The following is a 20,671-nucleotide window of genomic DNA, read 5'->3' as shown; positions in this document are numbered from 1 at the left end:
CCGCTACTTAACGGGATTTAAGATAGCATGAAGCATTTCTTCATTCCAAGTGGAGGTCTCAAGGTCATAAATGCCAAATCCAGATGCAAATTCCCAGTAGGCATAGCTAATCCCTAAAGCATTTGCCTCACTGGCAACTGCAAGGGTCCAACTGATTCGAGTGTCTAGCGGTGCTTTGTTACTAATGCCAAATTCTCCTAAGAAGAGGGGAACATTGTTTGCATCTGCCCAATCTTTGGCAGTTGTTAGCCTACTTTTTAGGTAAGCAATTTCATCACTTGAACCCTCCCATGTTACATTGCTAAGATTTTCATAGCCTGCGTGATAAGGATTTCCTTGAAAGGTTACGTCATTTGGTTCATAATAGTGTATAGTAGCAATTAGACGATCGTCTTTTGGAAGCTCTAAGGTGGTAAGAGAGTCTATGGAGTTAAAGTTAGCACCTCCAACAATAAGAAAATGCTTTGAATCAATGGAGCGAATTGTGCGAACTAAGTCCTTTAATAAGCTATTCCAAGTATCACTGTCTAGATTTTGTTGAGGCTCGTTTAAAGGCTCAAAAACGAGAGAATTTGGATAATCTTTATAGCGGGATGCAAGTTGCTTCCATATGGCGATAAGACAATCTTTATTACCTTGTGGGTTCTCCATAAGTTCGGTAAAGTGGTGTAAGTCAAGAATAAGAGTAAGGTCTTGTTTTAATGCTTCGTCTATATAGGCATCCATTTGCTGCATAAAGGTCTCGTCCAATAAATAGTTGTCGTTACTTTTATCCGCATAATCAGAAAAGCGTACGGGTAATCGTACAGTCTGAAAACCTGCCTCTTTTATATTAGAGAAGTAAGAAATATCCATTGGAACATCCCAAGACTGGTCTTTTGGAGCTTCTAGGCTATTACCAAGATTTATACATTTTGATAGATTGGGTGCAGTTATTGGCTCTTTGGCTTGACAGCCAATTACAAAGAAAATAGTTAAAATAATGAATAATAAAAGGAATATACGTTTCATAGAAACCTCCCATAACAAGTCTTTTATAAAATTATAATAAATTACTAGTATTATAACGAAAAAGATTCAAAGAAACAATAGAGGAAAGCGAGGAGATAAAATGAGTGAAGAAACCATTTTAAAAAATTCTCTTTTTGGCGGATATAAAAAGAGTGATGTGATTCAATACATAGATGAAATATTGGAAGAAAAAGAAAGTAAGATAAAACAATTAGAAGATCAAGTTACATGTTTAATCAAAGAAAATAAAAGATTAAAAGAGAATACAAAAGATACAGCTCCTATTCCATTTCCAACACAGCCGAAAGAGATACAAGAGGTAGAGATAAGAAAACAGATGGAATTACCACAAGGTAGCTATTTGCTAGATAAGGATAATCAGTTACTTATGTTACCAGATCCAAAGCCTATTTATCAAACAAAGAAAGTAGATTTAAAAATCTACCCAGAGGAAGCAGTTTCTTGTGTAGCTGCAACCAAAGAACTGCAAAAAGAAAATGATGAAGCTATAAGTACGATACATAAAAATATTGTACCTGACAAAGAATTAGAAACAGAGGACTTAAAACAGTTAAAAGAAAAAGTAGAGCAACTAGAGCTTGAAAAGCAAAAACTTATGGCTAAACTTGAATATAGCAATGATTTGCTAATCGATTTATATAAAAATAAGGAATAGATGAAAGAAATGAGGATTGAGTATGTTGGTGGAAAGAGAAAAGGTAAAAGAAGTATTTGATGCATATGTAAAAGGATATAATGACAAGGATGCAAGAATTAGATTAAAAATAGAACATACTTATCGAGTTGCCTCACTTTGTGAAAGAATTGCAAGGTCACTAAAATGTACAAAAGAAGAAATAGACCTTGCATGGCTAATTGGTATGCTACATGATATTGGAAGATTTGAACAATTAAAAAATTATGGAACTTTTATGGATGCAAAGTCCATTAATCATGCACATTATGGCGTTTTGCTATTATTTGAGAAAGGATTAATACGTCAATTTATAGCAAGTAGTCAATATGATATTGTCATAAGAAAGTCAATTGAAAACCACAATATTTACATTCTTCCAAACGATTTAGATGATTACACATTACATTTTTGTAATATCATTCGAGATGCAGATAAAATAGATATTCTAAAGGTAAATGCCTTGATACCTTTAGAAACAGTATATGAATTTAGTGAAGAAGAAATAAAACAGTCGATTGTATCGAATGAAGTATTGGAAAGCTTTTATCAACATCAAGCAGTCAAACATAATCTCAAAAAGACCCCGCTTGATCATGTGGTAGGTCATATATCACTTGCATTTGAATTGATATTTCCTGTTAGTTTCGCTATCGTAGAGGAGCAAGGTTATCTTCGACAATTGTTAAACTTTAAGCCAAGCAATGAGATAGCAATAGAGCAATTCGAAGAAATTGAAAAAGAAATGACAAATTATTGCAAGTTGGCTTTAGAATTAAACGGTTTGAATCAGTAAAACTTTATTATAAATTAAATGCCTTTCGAAATTCACTTGGTGTTATTCCATGGATTTCTTTAAAAGCGGCTGCAAATTTCGCGGGATTTTTGTAGCCGCATTGTTCTGCAATATCTCTAATACTAAGATGATCAGAGGATAAAAGAAGCATTGCTTTTTTCATGATTTCACTACGTATGTATTTTGATAGGGTAATTTGATATACGTTTTTAAAGGAAAGGCGCAACATACTTTCACTCATTTCTGTTAGTTTACACAATTCCTTCAAGCTTTTTGGTTGTAAGATGTTCTCATCGAGTGCTTTCTTAGCTTGAAATATCTTTTGTTCATTTTCCCATGTTACATAGTTTCTTCGGTTTTCACGGCGACTTGCTATATTAGGATAATTTCTTGCGATTGCAGATAATAAGTGAATTACCATACCTTCATAAGCAAGAAGAGGCATATCTGCGTTTCGAACTCCCCAACGTATCTGCTCTAAGATTAGTAAGACATTTGGAGTATCATAGTGCTGTTGGGTCCAATTTTCAGCGTCTTCAATGCGAATGGGAGTGTTCTTTTCCAAATTCTTAAGAATGTCTTGAATAAATTCATCAAATATTAATACGCTGGTAAAACAGGTGTGAATCCCAACTGGAAAAGTAAAGCGAAATTTTTTCTTCGAATTGATAATGATATGAGTACCAGATGTAAAATGAATCGAAGGCTTGCCTTGTTGGGAATAAATGATATTACCACAATCTACATTGATAATCCACATAAAGTCTATTGTGCTTTCTATACTGTGAACAATGGTTTCATCTGGCGTAAACCACGCGCTAGAGACAAAAAGTCCATTTGATGGTCTCATCTGTGCAATCCATCCATCGATCTCTTCGATTGAAGGAATATAAGTAATGGTACCATATCCATATGGTCTATTATTTAGTTGGTAGGCTTTTGATAAAGCATCAAAGGATATTTTTTGGTATTGATCCATATTGGTCTCCTTTTCATATCTTAGTACGAGTGGGTTATATTTTATGAAAAATAATAGCATGCAAGACAATGGTTGTCAATTCAAATATAATCCATTTTGATTCAATAATAATCCAAAATAAAATTAATTTATATTCATAAGACTGATAAATCAAGGGTTGATGTGATTTCTATTCAAACCACTTTTTATAGTGTATGAAATCATCGTTGACGAGTAAGAAAATCAATGATAGTATCTGCATAGTTAGTTTCTACTAACTAAAGTATGAAGTGAAGTACCTGGAAAGAGGAAATAGAAGGAGATTACAATGAAAAAATTAACAGTACTATGTGTAGCATTTGCAATGGCGTTCACTAGTTTAGCAGGCTGTAAAAGAACGCAATCAGCCACAGATACCGTTTCTAAAACGCAAGATAATGATATGCAAGCAAAGGATAGTGATGATACGACACAGTCTGATGCAACAAAAGAAACGAAAACAGTTAGTACCGCTTTGGGAGATATTGAAGTTCCTGTTAATCCACAAAGAGTCGTTGTAAATTGGTATGTTGGGGATGTCATTGGACTTGGACTTAATATTGTGGGGTATTATGGTTGGGCACAAGAAACAATGCCTTTTTATGAAGAACTAAATGCCTCAACGAAAATAGAGAACTGGGAAGCAGAAGAGATTATGGCATTGGAGCCAGATTTGATTGTTACTTATAAAGACGAGGATTTTGATAAGTTCAGTGGTATTGCTCCAGTATTAGTAGTCAATGAGTCTGCCTATAGCTCAGAAGAACGCTTTCAATTAATTGGAGATGCGACAGGACGTGGCGAAGAAGCAAAGCAAGCAATTAATATGTTTCATACAAATCTTGAAGCTGCAAAGAAAGAATTAAATAGTGGTGTTTTTGAAGGAAAAACCTTTAGTATATTACAGGACTGGGGCTCAACTGGTGAATGGGCTGGAGTTGCTTATGAAACAGGCTCACGAGGAGGGACTTTATTATATGATTATTTACAACTTTCCATGCCAGATAAATTGAAGAAATTGATTACAGAGGAAGGAGAAGGTAGAGGATCATTAAGTTATGAAGTGGCGCATGAATATTTTGGTGATTATATTCTTTGGTTTTTACCAGAAAATATGGAGTCAGAATATTCAAAAATGGAAGTATTTAAAAATATTCCTGCTGTTAAAGAAGGGAATTTGGTAGAAATTTCTTATGATTATATGGGATTGTTTTATTATGACGACATACCAAGCCTTAGCGCTCAACTTGATTACATGGTTAAGGCAATCAATACTCTTACAGACTAAGTAGCTAGAAAGGTAAATTTCATTCTAGAATCCATGCTAGATACCGTAAAATAAGAATGAAAAAGAAGGCAATATAATAGAATGATATGAAAGATTATAGAAAGAAGGAAAGTTATGTATCATTTATTATATGGACTATTGGCATGCCAGATGATGACTCATAAAAAAACCTCGCCAAGGCGTATGCTAGAAATAGGAATTGAAAAGGCGCAGGCAAATGAATTTCCATATGAAGTAGAAGTAGTTGCAAAAAGTTTAAATGTTCCTTGGGCTATGGCGATTGATCAAAATGACACGATTTATTTTACCGAACGTAAAGGGAATATATGGATGGTGGAAAATGGGGTATTATCAAGTGAACCACTTTACACATTTGAATATCCATTTCAAAGTTCAGGTGAGAGTGGTTTAATGGGAATCACTCTGGATGAAGACTTTGAAAACAACGGATATATGTATGTCATGTATACTTACCGTGAACAAGGAAAGCTAAATAATGCGGTAGCAAGATTAGTAAAAACAGGTGACGAGTTAATATTTGATCAGGTTTTAATCGATCAGATACCTGCTTCACGGATACATAATGGTGGAAGAATCAAAATAGGACCAGATGGTAAGCTGTATATTGCTACAGGAGATGCTGAGATTGCAGAATTAGCACAGGATTTATCAAGCCTTGCGGGAAAGATTTTAAGAATCAATGTGGATGGCACGATTCCACAGGATAACCCATTTCCAGATTCACCAGTCTATAGTTATGGTTTTCGTAATCCGCAAGGACTTGCATGGGATTCTCAAGGAGTCTTGTATGCAAGTGAACATGGTTCAAGTGCTCAAGATGAAATTAATGTCATTGTCCCTGGAGGAAACTATGGATGGCCTGTTGTTAGGGGAGGGGATACACAAGGAGTAGGCAATGTACAAATACCACTGATTTATAGCAGTGAGGTGACTTGGGCACCTTCTGGTATGGATTTTGCCAATCAAGGTCCGTGGGCTGGAAAGCTATTAGTAGCAAATCTTAGAGGAGAACAATTGCTAGTAATTACAATTGAAGAATTTTTAAATGGAAATAAAGAAGCAGTTGCAGAGCCTTGGCTGCATCGAGAATATGGACGTTTGCGTGATGTGGTGAGAGGAAACGATGGTTCTATTTATATTGCTACGAATAACAGAGATGGCAGGGGAGATCCAAGATTTCAAGATGATAAAATACTTCGATTGCGATTGATAGAATAAAGTGTGTTATCTGGCTTCTAGAATATAGGAAATAGCATTAGTGTCAGTTAGAACAAACGAGAAGGAGAATTAGAATGTATAAAAATACGAAAAGCAAAACTTTGATTGCAGTATTATCTGCCGTAATGTTACTGGCAGCATGTCAGCCAAATTCAACGGTAAGTCAAATAGAGGAAGGAACAAGTGTATCGCAAGCAATGGAGGTAGTTACAAAAGAGGGTGAAGATAGGAAAAGTATCACAACTGTGAGAGGAGAAGTAGAGGTACCAGTACATCCTGAGAAGATAGTAGTATTAAATAATGCTTTTGGTGATATCTTAGCTCTTGGGGTTGTTCCAGCGGGAATAAATGATTATTGGGCAATACCAGGATCACCAGTAGAGGAGTTATTAAAGGATGTACCAAGGGTGAATGACCTGGAAGAAATTATGGCATTAGAGCCAGATTTGATTATAACTTCATTCGATAAAGACGAAGAATATGACAAATTAAGTAAAATTGCACCTACTGTTAGTCTTGGGCAGGCTACGGATCATATAAATAAAACAACAAAGGAAAGACTTGATTTTTTGGGCAATCTTCTTGGAGTTGATACCAGTATCGTAGAAAAAAGAGTTGAAGAATATAACGAAATCATTGAACTTGGCATAAAGCAACTAGAAAAAAGTAACGTTTTGGGTAAGTCTGTTACGATATTGACAGGATCATTGGAGATTACATTATCATATATGGTGATGAAAATCCATTTGTAGGAAATGCAGTTTATGACAACCTTGAGGCTGTAAAAGCGGGAAGAGTTATTTTGGTAGATGAGTATTTGGTAAACTTTAATGATGTGATATCTGTAGAAACACAAATAGACTGTTTGGTGGATAAATTATTAAAAGTCAGTACTCAAAATTAGGACGCTTTTTATCATTAGCCCTATCTTTCGCTTGTCAGATGTACGAAAGTATGAAAGGAAGGTTACAATGAATCAAAAAAATTGTAACAAGGAATTAAAATGTTAAGTAAGAACACAAAAAGACAAAAATACAATACTACGAACTTTACAATCTATATGATGTATGGCTTTGGTTTATTATTGCTCATGTCAGCGGCTTCTATTTCTTTTGGAGCGGCTGATATGAGCTTGTCGACGGCATGGGAGGCAATTTTTCGATTTAATCCAGATATGACAGAACACCAAATTATAAGGTCATTGCGAGGACCTCGAACAATCGCAGATATTATAGTAGGATGTTTACTTGCAGTGTGTGGTGCGATTATGCAAGGAACAACAAGGAATCCATTAGCAGACTCTGGACTTATGGGAATTAGTTCTGGAGCAACGTTTGCCATGGCACTTTGCATGGCGTTTTTGCCAGCTCGAACCTATGGACAGACGATGTTGTTTGCATTTCTTGGTGCAGCCGTTACCACAGGAATGACTTATTTCATTGCAGCTATGGGTAAAAAAGGCATGACACCTCAAAGACTTGTGTTAGCAGGGATATCAATCTCTATGCTATTTGGAGCGTTTAGTCAATATATCTCTATAAAATATCACTTAGGACAAGCATTGGCTTATTGGACAGCAGGTGGCACAGCAGGTGCAAAATGGAATGAACTTATGTCGATTACGCCGTTTTTTTTAGTTGGCTTGCTGATGTCAATTGCTTTATCTCCATCTATTACCATGTTAAGTTTAGGTGAAGACGTAGCAATCGGATTAGGACTTAAAATAGCACGTGTGAAAGCAATTTCAACAATTATTGTATTAATATTGACAGGATTATCTGTTGTTGTAGTTGGGCCAGTAAGTTTTGTGGGATTGATTACTCCACATATTGTTCGAAATATTGTCGGTGTGGATTATCGATATATAATACCAGCCTCCGCTTTATACGGTTCCCTTCTAACAGTGACTGCTGATTTAATCGGAAGACTAATCAATAAACCTTATGAGACTCCGATAGGAATTATTTTCTCTATTATAGGAGTTCCTTACTTCCTATATCTTGCAAGAAAGCAAAGGAGGGAGTTTGAATGAGAAAGCAACGATTTACTCCACAAAGAGGATTATTTGTGCTGGTACTTATGCTTGTTATGATCTTAGCTTTAGTTGTGGTCAGTATGAATAGCGGTAAAATGAATCTTACACCAGATGAAGTATTCAATGTTTTATTAGGAAAAGGAACGGATAAACAAAATCTTATTGTTTTTGAGTTTCGGCTTCCACGAATTGTTCTTTCCATATTGGTAGGTATCGGAATGGGGGCTTCTGGATGTATCATGCAAAGTTTACTACGCAATGATATGGCAAGTCCAGGTACACTTGGTATTAGTTCAGGCTCAGGACTATTTGTTATTTTATATGTTGTAGTGTTTTCGTCAGGTGGAATTTCGTCGGCGATTGCTATGCCATTACTAGCATTTGTTGGTGGGATGACAGCTGCGTTATTGATATTTCTTCTATCGTATCGCAGAGGAAAAGAAGTATCGCCAACAGGACTCATACTAACAGGTGTTGCACTAGGAAGTGGTTATAGTGCCGTTACCACATTATTGACACTTAAATTAGATGAAAGTCAAATGGAATTTGTACAAAGATGGTATGCTGGCAGCCTTTGGGGAGATAATTGGAAGTATCTATCAGTGTTAGGCCCTTGGGTGTTGATTTTATTTCTATATGTAATCTATAAGTCAAGAAAGCTTAATGTGATACATTTGGGAAATCAAACGGCAACGGGACTTGGATTGTCTGTAAAAAAAGAATTTATTGCACTTACCATGGTATCAGTAGCATTATCCTCAGGAAGTGTAGCCCTTGGAGGAAATTTCTTTTTTGTAGGTATGATTGCACCTCATATGGCAAAACGTTTGGTTGGTCCAAATCATAAGCGATTACTTCCAGCGGCATCTTTTGCAGGAGCAATTATTGTATTACTTGCAGATACTATCGTTCGTACCATCAGCTTTGGTACAGATATGCCAACAGGTATTGTAATTACGATATTAAGTACACCATACTTTTTATATTTGCTTGCAAAAGCAGGGTAATAAAGGAATAGAAATTCAACAAGTATTGCAAAGGAGGACTTATGGATAGCATTAAGACAGATGGTTTAAACATTGGATACGATGAGGCAACGATTGTAAAAGAATTAAATATGCAAATACCAAATGGCAAGGTTACTTCCATTATTGGGCCAAACGGCTGTGGAAAATCTACCGTGTTAAAAGCCATTGGAAGAATATTGAAGCCAAAGAAGGGATTCGTATATTTAAACGGAGAAGAAATCAAAACATTGTCTACAAAAGAGATTGCAAAAAAGATGGCGATTCTTCCACAGACACCTACAGCTCCAAGTGGCTTAACAGTTAGTGAGTTGGTAGCCTACGGAAGATTTCCACATCAAAGTGGGTTTGGTAAATTAACCCCAGAGGATCAAAAAATTGTACAATGGGCAATTGATGTAACAAAATTAAATGGATTTGAACATCGAGAAGTCGACACCCTTTCAGGAGGGCAAAGACAAAGAGTCTGGATTGCAATGGCACTTGCGCAACAAACAGATTTGATTCTTTTAGATGAACCGACCACTTACCTTGATATGGCACATCAATTAGAAGTTCTAAAGCTATTACAAGACTTGAATCAGAAACAAGGTTGTACCATTGCTATGGTACTTCATGATTTAAATCTTGCCGCTCGATTTTCCGACTATATGATAGCCATTCGTGATGGTAGTATTATCAGTCGTGGGACACCAGAGGAAGTCATGAAGGCCGAAGTATTAAAGAAAGCTTTTTCCATTGATGCAGAAATTGTATACGAACCTCGTTCTAAGAGACCAGTTTGTATTACTTATGAGATATGGAAGGAAAAGGCGATTTCATAATTAAGGTAAAAAATTGTAAAAAACGAATAAAAAATGTTGCAAAAACGAAAAAAGTTTAGTATGATTATAAATATAGTAAACTAATAAAGTAGACATAATAATATATAAGGAAACGAGTTACTAAAGCTAGACATTACAGATGAGCGGGGGTCTGTTTATGTTAATAAAAATTTGGAGGGGATAATATGTTTAGAAAGGAAAAAAGTAGTTTTAAAAGATTTTTTGCAGTAAGTATCTCGCTTCTTATGATGTGTGTCATGGGAATGCCAATGAATTCTGTTTTTGCAGCTAATACTTTATTGAATACCTATGGGAAGACATTCTCTTACTCGGGTGCGGCTGTCACTTATAGTCAGCTGAATAATTCATCGACTCTTAATGTGATAAAATCGCAGTACAATAGTATAACACTTGAGAATGAGATGAAGCCAGATGCCATATTAGGAGGGTCACCATCGTTACAATCGGTATCTCAAGCAAGAGCAAAGGGATATTACATACCTTCTGGATACACAGAAAGTACAGTGCCAACATTTAATTTTAATACGATGGATGCTGTATTAAGAATTTGTGCGAACAATGGATTAAAGGTAAGAGCCCATACTTTGATATGGCATGCACAGACACCTGATTGGTTCTTTAAAACAGGCTATAGTGCAAATGGTGCTTATGTAAGCCAATCTGTTATGAATGCTAGAATGGAGCTTTATATTAAGACAGTCATGAATCATGTATATACTGGAAGTTATGGAAGCACAGTATATGCTTGGGATGTTGTAAATGAATATCTACATGCAAATCCTTCTGGCTGGTCAAGAATATATGGTTCGAATCTGGGAACATCTCCAGCATTCGTAAAGCAAGCGTTTCAATACGCATATGAGACGTTAAGTTATTTTGGCCTAGCAAATTCTGTTGGCTTATTCTACAATGATTACAATGAATATATGATACCTGATCAAATTGTTTCACTCATCAATTATATTAATTCAGGTAGAAAGATTTGTAGTGGAGTTGGTATGCAGTCTCACTTAAGTACCAATTATCCATCGATTGCATTGTATAAGACAGCCTTACAAAAATTTGCAAATGCAGGATTCGAGATACAGATTACCGAACTTGATGTGCAAAACAATTCTGAGAATGTACAGGCTAACTATGTATATGATTTGATGACGGCGATTCTTTCAGCGAAAAGATCAGGGGCAAAAATTACTGGCATTACTTGGTGGGGACTATATGACAGTGTTTCATGGCGCTCTTCAGACAAACCATTGCTATTTAGCTCATTGTATTCTCCAAAGGCTTCTTATTATAAAGCTCTTCAAGCATACACGGATGCAGGTTTTTAATGAGAAGAACAATTTTATGAGGTGAGCAAAACTGTAAACATATACTATAATAAATAGTAGGATATGTCCCCGCTGCAGTGAATAAGGCGAAGAGAATTATTTTATCTAGAGACTTTAAAAAGCATGGCCAATGGTCATGCTTTTTAATATAACCATCCTATTTCTGATGTATTGCAGTTAAGTGTGAAAGAGGCGCTTGCTTTCTTTAAAGAAATAGAAGAGATTACAACACCGCTAAGTATATTAATGGAGGTGGGCCTTTCTTACTTAAAACTAGGACAAAATCTTGTGAAAATATCAGGTGGAGAGGCAACTAGATTAAAGCTTGCAAAGGAATTAATGATAAAACAAAAACAAAATACGATTTATTTAATCGATGAACCAACTACAGGATTGCACTTTACAGATATTGAAAAACTTATCCTGCTTTTTCAAAAATTAGTTGATTTTGGTAATACAATTGTACTAATTGACCATAATAAGCAAATAAGACAAAATTGTGATTGGCTCATTGAACTAGGACCAAAAGCAGCAAAGGAGGGAGGAAATGTGATGAGACAAGAAAAAATCACTACGTTTCATGATTGAATCTGATGGCATAAAATGTTAGAATGTAAACAAGGCCAAGTGGATAAGCAGTAAGATGTTTGGCCAGTTTCTGCGATATGCAGAATAGACAACTATAAATTATGATTGTGAAGAACAGGAGTGGTAAAATGAAAGAATTAAAAGGCTCAAGAACCGAAGCAAATTTAATGGCTGCTTTTGCAGGAGAATCACAAGCAAGAAACAAGTATACTTACTATGCATCAAAAGCGAAAAAAGAAGGATATGTACAGATTGCTGAATTATTTGAAGAAACAGCAAATAATGAAAAAGAACATGCAAAGATATGGTTTAAATTATTAAAGGATGGGATTCCAGATACACTAGCTAATTTAGCAGATGCTGCAGCAGGAGAACACTATGAATGGACCGATATGTATGCGAACTTTGCAAAGGAAGCAAAGGAAGAAGGATTTGACAAAATCGCATATTTATTTGAGGCAGTTGCTAAGATAGAAAAAGAACATGAAGAAAGATACAAAAGATTACTTGCTAATATTGAAGAAGGTATCGTATTTTCAAGAGATGGAGATATGGTATGGCAATGTGTAAATTGCGGACATATCGTAGTAGGTAAAAAAGCACCTGAAGTATGTCCTGTGTGCGAACATCCTAAGGCTTACTTCCAAATCAAAGCCGAAAATTACTAAAATAAAGGGCGAAACTAAAACCTGGAGGTATTACTTATGTTAAAGCAAGAAATTGTAGATAAAATTACGGCACAGATTAATTATGAATTATATTCTGCTTATTTTTATTTGGATATTTCCAATTATTATGCAGATAATAATTTGGACGGTTTTGCGAACTGGTTTCGCATCCAGACACAAGAAGAACGTGATCACGCAATGCTTTTTATGACCTATCTGTTGAATAACGGTGCAAAGGTAAAGCTTTCGGACATTAAAGCGCCAGATATTACTTATACGGATTTTCGTCATCCTACAGTTCTAGCATTAGAGCATGAGGTGACAGTAACGGAACGTATTCATGATATTTATGGGACAGCGTATGAATTGAAAGATTTTAGAACAATGCAGTTTTTGGATTGGTTTGTAAAGGAACAAAACGAAGAAGAAAAGAATACTGAGGATATCATTAAGAAATATGATTTGTTTGGAAATGATCCTAAAAGTTTGTATCTCTTGGATTCTGAACTTGCTAGCCGGGTTTATGCAGCACCATCACTTGTATTATAAGTCTCAAGGTTATAATGAATTGCTATTGAATTTGCATAGCGTCTTAGTGTAACGATAAAAATTTTCGGTAAAGAAAGTATAGGTTGCTTTTTCACAAAAGATATGCTACATTGAAAGAAGTTAGCCGGTGCTAACTTCGTGAATAAATCATTTTAGACTCTTATCATCTTAACCGACACAGTAAGGTGATAAGAGAATCTAAAGAAAGGATGTTAGAATGAATTATTTAGAGATTGAAAAAGTAATAGGTAGAGAAATTATTGATTCCAGAGGAAATCCAACCGTTGAAGCAGAGGTTCATTTATTTGATGGAACCATAGCAAGAGGTGCAGCACCAAGTGGAGCATCTACAGGCGAATTTGAGGCCTTGGAATTAAGAGATGGAGATAAAAAAAGATTTGGCGGTAAAGGTGTATCAAAAGCAGTTGAGAATATTAATACATTGATTCATGACGCTTTGGTAGGACTTGATGCATCAGATATCTACAAAATAGATAAGACGATGATTGAACTTGACGGCACGAAGGACAAGTCTAAGCTTGGAGCCAATGCAATTTTGGCAGTTTCAATTGCCTGTGCAAGAGCAGCAGCTATTTCAATGGATATTCCATTATATCGTTTACTTGGCGGAATCAACGCAAATCGTTTACCAGTTCCTATGATGAATATTTTAAATGGTGGTGCTCATGCTGCCAATACCGTTGATGTACAAGAATTTATGATTATGCCAGCTGGCGCAGAAAGTTTTAAAGAAGGTCTACGTTGGTGTACCGAAGTATTCCATGCATTAGCAGGTTTATTAAAATCCAAAGGATTAGCAACTTCTGTTGGAGATGAAGGTGGATTTGCACCAGATCTTGCTAGTGATGAAGAAGCAATCGACTATATCTTAGAAGCTGTTAAATTAGCAGGCTATGAACCAGGAAAAGATTTTGTACTTGCTATGGATGCAGCAGCTAGTGAATGGAAGAGTGGTACAAAGGGTGAATATATCCTTCCAAAGAGTAAAGTGAAATATACATCTGCTGAATTAGTTGCACATTGGAAAGAACTTTGTGAAAAGTATCCAATTTATTCGATTGAAGATGGACTAGATGAAGAAGATTGGGACGGCTGGTTATTAATGACCAAAGAACTTGGAGATAAAGTTCAATTGGTTGGCGATGACTTATTTGTTACCAACACAGAACGTCTTAAAAAGGGAATTGAATTAGGATGTGGTAATTCAATCTTAATTAAATTAAATCAGATTGGCTCAGTATCCGAGACTCTAGAAGCGATTAAGATGGCTCACAAAGCAGGATATACAGCAATTTCTTCACATCGTTCTGGTGAAACAGAGGATACAACAATTGCAGACTTAGCAGTTGCTCTTAATACCGGTCAGATTAAGACTGGTGCCCCAAGTAGAAGTGAACGTGTTGCAAAATACAATCAGTTGCTTCGCATTGAAGAAGAACTTGGAACAGGAAGCGTTTATCCTGGATTTGGAGCATTTAATATTCGATAATTAAATATAATTCTAATAACAAACAAGGCAGGCACTGTAATGAGACTTGCCTTGTTTTCTATTTGTAAGTAAATGTAAAAAAATATGAATAATTTACTAATTATATTCACAAAATGGAAAGAGATGTATAAATATATCTGTATACAAAGGTTAAACAAAAAAGGAGGAGTATAAAATGTCATTTAGTACTACAATGATAGAATTCTTAAAAAAGTTTGACGAGAATCCGTTTTGTGTTGAGTTAAAAGAAAAAGAATATTTAATTGGTGAAGGTGAGCCCAAGTTTAAAGTTAAGTTTAAGAAAGAACTGTCGATAACTGATTTAATGCAAAGTACCTCTCTTGCTTTAGGTGAAGCTTATATGAGAGGTGATCTTATAATAGAAGGCGATTTGTATCACGCACTAGATTGTTTTTTGGGTCAAATGAGTAAATTTCAAACCGATAAAAAAAGTTTAAAAAAACTCATTTTCTCATCAAATTCAAAGAGAAATCAAAAAAAAGAAGTATCATCGCATTATGATATTGGAAATGACTTCTATAAACTATGGCTTGACGATTCTTTAAGCTATTCTTGCGCGTATTTTAAAAATGATACAGACTCGTTAAATGAGGCGCAGCAAAATAAAATTGAGCGAATTTTAAAGAAATTAGATTTAAAACCTGGAATGAAGTTATTAGACATTGGATGTGGCTGGGGAAGCTTATTAATTCAAGCGGTAAAGGAGTATAATGTAACAGGACAGGGAATTACTTTAAGTCAAGAACAGTACAATGGTTTTACAAAAAGAATAAAGGAAGAAGGCTTAACAAGTCAAATTTCCGTAAAAATATTAGATTATCGTGACTTGCAAAAGCAAAACTGGCAATTTGACCGTATTGTAAGTGTTGGAATGATTGAGCATGTTGGAAGAGATAATTATGATTTGTTTTTGTCCAATGTAAATTCGGTACTCAAACCACAAGGAATCTTTTTATTGCATTATATTAGTGCATTAAAAGAATATCCTGGAGATGCGTGGATTAAAAAATACATTTTTCCAGGAGGAATGGTACCAAGTCTTAGAGAAATTATACACATATGCGCAGAGTATAATTTTTATACGTTAGATGTAGAAAGCTTGCGAAGACACTACAACAAGACACTGTTGCACTGGTATCATAACTTTAATGAACATCGAAACGAGATTGAAATCATGATGGGTACTGAGTTTACTAGAATGTGGGAGCTTTATTTGTGCGCATGTGCTGCAACGTTTCACAACGGGATTATTGATTTGCATCAGATACTAATAAGCAAAGGAATCAATAACGATTTTCCTATGACTAGGTGGTATTAAGAGAGGAGAGTGGATAGTATGATGAATCCTATTTTTTTATGTCATGGTGGACCCTCAATTGTTATAGAGGATAACGAATATATTGATTTTCTAAAAGAATATGCAAGAAAGAACAAGCCAAACGCTATTATTATTTTTACAGCACATTGGGAAAATGAGATTACAGCGATATCATCAATAGATGGTGAATATAAATTGATTTATGATTTTTATGGTTTTCCAGAAGAATTATATCGTATGAAGTATCCTGCAAAGGGATCAAAAGAAATAGCATCGAGAATAAAAGAACAATTTGCAAAGGCAAGTATTCCTTGCAAACTGGATGAAGAAAGAGGACTCGACCATGGTGCATGGGATATTTTGTATCTAATGTATCCAAACGCGGATATACCTGTTGTACAGGTCTCTGTTAATCCATTTCTTGATAAAGAAGAACAAATCAACATAGGAAAAGCGTTGCAGGATTTTCCAAAAGAAGATATATTGATTATTGGAAGTGGGTCAACCGTACACAATTTATCAACGGTAGACTGGAATGCGACAAAACCAAAAGAATGGGCAGTGCAATTTGATGACTGGTTAATAGAAAAGGTGTTGGATAATGATGTTGATGCACTTAAAAATTACCAGAAATTTGCGCCAAATGCAAAGCATGCAATTCCTCGTGAAGAGCATATTGTTCCTCTTTTTATCGCACTGGGAAGTGGGAATAAGGAAAGACCAAGACTCATGCATAGAAGCTATGTGTATGGTACATTAAGTTACATTGGATTTGAATTTTAAAAAAGAAGGAAGCATTACATAAAATAAATGCTTCCTTTTAACTACAAAGATATGTTAACATGTTTTTTTATAGCGTCAAAACTTTCTTTGCTTATTACATGTTCGATTTTACAAGCATCTTCTAGTGCTATCTCTTCATCAACTCCCAGTTGCATTAACCAACTAGAGAGTAGCTGATGTCTTTCATAAATCATGTCAGCAATTTCTTTTCCAGAATCAGTTAAGTAAATAAAACCAGCGTCAGTAACGGTAATGTGATTCTTTTCACGCAGGTTTTTCATCGCTATACTTACACTAGATTTTTTAAACCCAAGCTCATTCGAAATATCAACGGCACGTACCACAGGTAGTTGTTTGCTTAGGACTAAAATCGTTTCTAAATAATTTTCAGCAGATTCATTAATCATATTAGATACCCCGACCTTTATTTATAAGTTTATTTATAGAATCTAATTTAGTATAGCATAAGACAAGGATAATTTCAAATTTTTAAAAAAACGGCATAAGCTATTGATAAAATTTATCAATAACGTTCTTGACAACTAATACCAGTTAGAATATACTAAATAATAAGAAAATGATAATCATTATCAACTTAAATGAGAAAGAGGATGAGAACTATGCCTTTAACAATGGTAAAAGCAGGAGAACCTAATGTAATCAAAAAAGTAGGCGGAAAAGAAGAGACGAAACGATTTTTAGAGAATCTTGGATTTGTAACAGGTGGAATTGTTACAGTTATTTCTGAAATTGGTGGAAATATGATTGTAAACGTAAAGGATTCCAGAGTTGCAATTGGAAAAGACATGGCCAATAAAATAATTGTTTAAGGTAATAATGAAATTATCAATATAATGGAGAAAGAAGGAGCCTTTCATGAAGACATTAAAAGAGATATCTTGCGGGCAGACTGTAAGGGTTAAAAAGTTAACAGGTGAAGGACCTGTAAAAAGACGAATTATGGATATGGGAATCACAAAAGGTGTAGAAGTATATGTGAGAAAAGTAGCCCCACTTGGCGATCCGGTTGAAGTGACAGTAAGAGGATATGAATTATCTCTTAGAAAAGCAGATGCTGAGATGATTGAAGTGGAATAATTTTTGTTATATAGTTAGCCTAAACTAACCTAATAAAGTAAAGACAAACATGTGATAGGGATAACAAATATAGCCATAGGGCAGAAGGAGTTTTGAAATGTCAATAAAAATTGCACTCGCAGGTAATCCAAACTGTGGAAAAACAACATTATTTAATGCACTAACAGGTTCGAATCAATTTGTAGGAAACTGGCCAGGTGTTACAGTTGAGAAAAAAGAAGGTAAGTTAAAAGGAAATAAGGACGTTATTATCATGGACTTACCAGGGATTTATTCCTTATCCCCATATACGTTAGAAGAGGTCGTAGCCAGAAATTATCTCATTAATGAAAGACCAGATGCAATTCTTAATATTGTAGATGGTACAAACATTGAAAGAAACCTATACCTTTCCACCCAGCTTATGGAGCTTGGTATTCCAGTTATCATGGCAGTAAACATGATTGATGTACTGGAGAAAACAGGAGAGAAGATACATATTGATAAGTTAAGTAAAAAATTAGGTTGTGAAGTAGTTGAAATATCTGCTTTAAAAGGTACAGGCATTAAAGAGGCAGCAAATAAGGTAGTAGATATAGCAAAAAGAAAGAATTTGGCAGTACCAGTTCATGAGTTTGCACAAGGAGTAGAAGAAGTTATTGCACAGGTAGAAAGCAAGCTTGGCTCTGACGTATTGGAAGAAACGAAGAGATTCTTTGCAATTAAGTTACTTGAAAAGGATGAAAAGATTGAAAGTCTTTTGACTCTAGTGCCTAATGTAGAAGAAGAAATCAATAGATTAGAAAATGAGTTTGATGATGATACAGAAAGTATTATCACAAATGAAAGATATGTTTATATCTCCTCTATTATTGACCAGTGTGTGACAAAGAATAAATCAAAAAAATTAACAACGTCTGATAAGATTGACCAGATTGTTACAAACAGATGGCTTGCACTTCCTATTTTTGCAGCAGTAATGTTTATTGTTTATTACGTATCCGTTTCGACAGTTGGTACATGGGCAACCGATTGGGCAAATGAAGGCTTGTTTGGGGATGGATGGAATCTATTTGGGATAGAATCAATTTTTGTTCCAGGTGTTCCTGCTATCATAGAAGGATTTTTGACAGCGATTGGAACGGCTGACTGGCTAAACAGTCTAATCCTTGACGGTATTGTTGCTGGTGTAGGAGCCGTACTTGGGTTTGTACCTCAGATGCTTGTATTGTTCATCTTCCTCGCATTTTTAGAGGCATGTGGATATATGGCGAGAGTTGCTTTTATCATGGATCGAATTTTCCGCAAGTTTGGTTTATCAGGAAAATCTTTTATTCCAATGTTAATTGGAAGTGGATGTGGTGTTCCTGGAATTATGGCATCAAGAACTATTGAAAATGATCGTGACCGTAAAATGACCATTATGACAACAACCTTCATTCCATGTGGTGCGAAATTGCCAATCATTGCGTTGATTGCAGGTGCATTGTTTGGTGGCGCATGGTGGGTTGCTCCAAGTGCTTATTTTGTTGGTATTGCAGCTATTATTTGCTCTGGTATTATATTAAAGAAAACAAAGATGTTTGCAGGTGATCCGGCACCATTTGTTATGGAATTACCAGCTTACCATATGCCAACGGTTGGAAATATTCTAAGAAGTATGTGGGAGAGAGGTTCCTCTTTTATAAAAAAAGCAGGTACTATCATTCTTCTTTCCACAATCGTAGTTTGGTTTAGCATGAGTTTTGGTTTTGTAGATGGTCAATTTAGAATGTTAGATACATTAGAACTAGACCATAGTATCTTAGCAGCCGTAGGAGGCGCTATTGCATGGATTTTCACACCACTAGGCTGGGGAGATTGGAAGTTCTCTGTGGCAGCAGTGACTGGACTTGTTGCAAAAGAAAATGTAGTAGGTACATTTGGTGTATTATTCGGATTTGCAGAAGTTGCAGAAGATGGAGTTGAAATCTGGGGAACACTTGCACAAAGCTTGACTCCGATTGCAGCATATTCATTTTTGATTTTTAATCTTCTTTGCGCACCATGTTTTGCGGCTATGGGAGCAATTAAAAGAGAAATGAACAATGTAAAATGGTTCTGGTTCGCTGTTGGATATCAAACACTATTGGCTTACATTGTATCATTATGTGTATTCCAGATTGGAAGTCTTATATCTACAGGAGCGTTTGGAATAGGAACAGTAGTAGCATTTTTGATCATAATTGGTTTTGTTTATCTATTATTGAAGCCAGATAAACAAATCAAAGCTCAAAATGTTGAGATAAAAAAGGTAGCAAATGCGAAATAACTTAAGAGACTTGGCGGTAGTTTGCTAAGGCGATATTGGGAGGAATTTGAATGACCCAAATTAAAAACAGTACAGTAAAAAAGGCTAATCAAAATACAAATCGTTATCTACAATCACAGATGCAAAAAGATATGATCATTGAACGATTAAAGGAAAACGGCTGTAGAATTACGAAACAAAGGCTGTTGTTGCTAGATGTTATTTTAGAAAATGAGTGTTCGTCCTCCAAAGAAATATATTACAAGGCATCAAGCATAGATCGAAGTATTGGAACTGCAACCGTATACCGTATGATTAATAAACTAGAGGAAATTGGTGCAATTAATCGTAAGAATATGTATAAGTTGGCATGTTCTGATAAATGCGAAATGGAAAATGCATGTACCATTGAATTAGACGATAATACAGTCTATCACTTTTCTGCGAAAAATTGGTATAACGTTGTAAAAGAAGGTCTAAAGGCATGCGGTTATTTGAATACGCAAAATATTCAAAATGTCACTGTACAGCAATGCGAATGCAATGGAGAAAATTGCAGATAAAGAAAATAAAATAAATAATAAAGGCAAACTGTTGCAATGCAGT

General features: G+C 35.3%; 22 protein-coding genes. 19 read left to right on the top strand and 3 right to left on the bottom strand.

Features of this window, described 5'->3' with window-relative positions; all coding sequences use genetic code 11:
• Positions 1 to 3: 3 nt before the first annotated feature.
• Positions 4 to 1,011, bottom strand: coding sequence for a glycoside hydrolase family 5 protein (locus F7O84_RS09695; RefSeq protein WP_151144385.1), 1,008 nt, complete (start codon positions 1,009 to 1,011; stop codon positions 4 to 6).
• A gap of 100 nt (positions 1,012 to 1,111) precedes the next feature.
• Between F7O84_RS09695 and F7O84_RS09690 the strand changes: the two genes are divergently transcribed.
• Together F7O84_RS09690 and F7O84_RS09685 are read left to right on the top strand one after the other, a co-directional pair.
• Positions 1,112 to 1,687: a hypothetical protein gene (locus tag F7O84_RS09690; RefSeq protein WP_151144384.1), complete on the top strand. Its 576-nt coding sequence runs from the start codon at positions 1,112 to 1,114 to the stop codon at positions 1,685 to 1,687.
• A gap of 22 nt (positions 1,688 to 1,709) precedes the next feature.
• Entirely contained in the window at positions 1,710 to 2,501 is a 792-nt protein-coding gene (locus F7O84_RS09685) for an HD domain-containing protein (RefSeq protein ID WP_151144383.1), read from the top strand.
• A 7-nt stretch (positions 2,502 to 2,508) separates the two neighbouring features.
• Here F7O84_RS09685 and F7O84_RS09680 read toward each other — a convergent pair whose 3' ends face one another.
• The gene (locus F7O84_RS09680) at positions 2,509 to 3,480 is read right to left on the bottom strand and encodes a helix-turn-helix domain-containing protein (protein WP_151144382.1); all 972 of its coding nucleotides are present in this window, start codon (positions 3,478 to 3,480) and stop codon (positions 2,509 to 2,511) included.
• Between the two features lie 307 nt (positions 3,481 to 3,787).
• On the opposite strand from F7O84_RS09680, the gene F7O84_RS09675 reads away from it, so the two are divergent.
• The 13 genes from F7O84_RS09675 (at position 3,788) to F7O84_RS09615 (ending at position 16,698) form a co-directional block, all read left to right on the top strand.
• Positions 3,788 to 4,786: an ABC transporter substrate-binding protein gene (locus tag F7O84_RS09675; protein ID WP_243140856.1), complete on the top strand. Its 999-nt coding sequence runs from the start codon at positions 3,788 to 3,790 to the stop codon at positions 4,784 to 4,786.
• Positions 4,787 to 4,900: 114 nt separating this feature from the next.
• Positions 4,901 to 6,025, top strand: coding sequence for a PQQ-dependent sugar dehydrogenase (locus tag F7O84_RS09670; protein WP_151144381.1), 1,125 nt, complete (start codon positions 4,901 to 4,903; stop codon positions 6,023 to 6,025).
• Positions 6,026 to 6,099: 74 nt separating this feature from the next.
• The gene (locus F7O84_RS19360) at positions 6,100 to 6,777 is read left to right on the top strand and encodes an ABC transporter substrate-binding protein (RefSeq protein ID WP_151144380.1); all 678 of its coding nucleotides are present in this window, start codon (positions 6,100 to 6,102) and stop codon (positions 6,775 to 6,777) included.
• A gap of 251 nt (positions 6,778 to 7,028) precedes the next feature.
• Positions 7,029 to 8,057, top strand: a complete 1,029-nt coding sequence (locus F7O84_RS09660; RefSeq protein WP_151144379.1) for a FecCD family ABC transporter permease — start codon at positions 7,029 to 7,031, stop codon at positions 8,055 to 8,057.
• Entirely contained in the window at positions 8,054 to 9,067 is a 1,014-nt protein-coding gene (locus F7O84_RS09655) for a FecCD family ABC transporter permease (protein WP_151144378.1), read from the top strand. Before F7O84_RS09660 ends, F7O84_RS09655 begins: the two co-directional genes overlap by 4 nt.
• A gap of 41 nt (positions 9,068 to 9,108) precedes the next feature.
• Positions 9,109 to 9,909 (top strand): ABC transporter ATP-binding protein, encoded by an 801-nt coding sequence (locus tag F7O84_RS09650; RefSeq protein WP_151144377.1) that lies wholly within the window; start codon positions 9,109 to 9,111, stop codon positions 9,907 to 9,909.
• Positions 9,910 to 10,094: 185 nt separating this feature from the next.
• Entirely contained in the window at positions 10,095 to 11,261 is a 1,167-nt protein-coding gene (locus F7O84_RS09645) for an endo-1,4-beta-xylanase (protein WP_151144376.1), read from the top strand.
• A 183-nt stretch (positions 11,262 to 11,444) separates the two neighbouring features.
• On the top strand, positions 11,445 to 11,849 hold the full coding sequence (locus F7O84_RS09640; protein WP_151144375.1) for a hypothetical protein: 405 nt from the start codon (positions 11,445 to 11,447) through the stop codon (positions 11,847 to 11,849).
• A gap of 128 nt (positions 11,850 to 11,977) precedes the next feature.
• Positions 11,978 to 12,517: a rubrerythrin gene (gene rbr, locus F7O84_RS09635; protein WP_151144374.1), complete on the top strand. Its 540-nt coding sequence runs from the start codon at positions 11,978 to 11,980 to the stop codon at positions 12,515 to 12,517.
• A 36-nt stretch (positions 12,518 to 12,553) separates the two neighbouring features.
• The gene (locus tag F7O84_RS09630; protein ID WP_151144373.1) at positions 12,554 to 13,066 is read left to right on the top strand and encodes a ferritin; all 513 of its coding nucleotides are present in this window, start codon (positions 12,554 to 12,556) and stop codon (positions 13,064 to 13,066) included.
• 217 nt (positions 13,067 to 13,283) lie between these two features.
• Complete coding sequence (eno, locus tag F7O84_RS09625; protein WP_151144372.1) at positions 13,284 to 14,576, top strand: phosphopyruvate hydratase; 1,293 nt, start codon at positions 13,284 to 13,286, stop codon at positions 14,574 to 14,576.
• 175 nt (positions 14,577 to 14,751) lie between these two features.
• A complete protein-coding gene (locus tag F7O84_RS09620; protein ID WP_279237994.1) occupies positions 14,752 to 15,915 on the top strand; it encodes a class I SAM-dependent methyltransferase in 1,164 nt (387 codons plus the stop codon).
• An 18-nt stretch (positions 15,916 to 15,933) separates the two neighbouring features.
• Entirely contained in the window at positions 15,934 to 16,698 is a 765-nt protein-coding gene (locus F7O84_RS09615; RefSeq protein WP_151144371.1) for a DODA-type extradiol aromatic ring-opening family dioxygenase, read from the top strand.
• Positions 16,699 to 16,739: 41 nt separating this feature from the next.
• Here F7O84_RS09615 and F7O84_RS09610 read toward each other — a convergent pair whose 3' ends face one another.
• Positions 16,740 to 17,105, bottom strand: coding sequence for a metal-dependent transcriptional regulator (locus tag F7O84_RS09610; protein WP_151144370.1), 366 nt, complete (start codon positions 17,103 to 17,105; stop codon positions 16,740 to 16,742).
• A gap of 213 nt (positions 17,106 to 17,318) precedes the next feature.
• On the opposite strand from F7O84_RS09610, the gene F7O84_RS09605 reads away from it, so the two are divergent.
• The 4 genes from F7O84_RS09605 to F7O84_RS09590 all read left to right on the top strand — a co-directional run bounded on the left by F7O84_RS09605 (position 17,319) and on the right by F7O84_RS09590 (position 20,628).
• Positions 17,319 to 17,528, top strand: a complete 210-nt coding sequence (locus tag F7O84_RS09605) for a FeoA family protein (RefSeq protein WP_151146631.1) — start codon at positions 17,319 to 17,321, stop codon at positions 17,526 to 17,528.
• A 46-nt stretch (positions 17,529 to 17,574) separates the two neighbouring features.
• Positions 17,575 to 17,796, top strand: coding sequence for a FeoA family protein (locus F7O84_RS09600; RefSeq protein WP_151144369.1), 222 nt, complete (start codon positions 17,575 to 17,577; stop codon positions 17,794 to 17,796).
• Between the two features lie 97 nt (positions 17,797 to 17,893).
• Entirely contained in the window at positions 17,894 to 20,086 is a 2,193-nt protein-coding gene (feoB, locus tag F7O84_RS09595; RefSeq protein ID WP_151144368.1) for a ferrous iron transport protein B, read from the top strand.
• Between the two features lie 50 nt (positions 20,087 to 20,136).
• A complete protein-coding gene (locus F7O84_RS09590; protein WP_151144367.1) occupies positions 20,137 to 20,628 on the top strand; it encodes a Fur family transcriptional regulator in 492 nt (163 codons plus the stop codon).
• The last annotated feature ends 43 nt before the right edge of the window (positions 20,629 to 20,671 follow it).

It is taken from the genome of Candidatus Galacturonatibacter soehngenii (assembly GCF_008830185.1).
In the GTDB taxonomy this organism is placed as follows: Bacteria; Bacillota; Clostridia; order Lachnospirales; family Lachnospiraceae; genus Lachnotalea; species Lachnotalea soehngenii.
The sequence above is the reverse complement of the archived record's forward strand: the minus strand, read 5'-3'. Positions and strand labels throughout refer to the sequence as shown.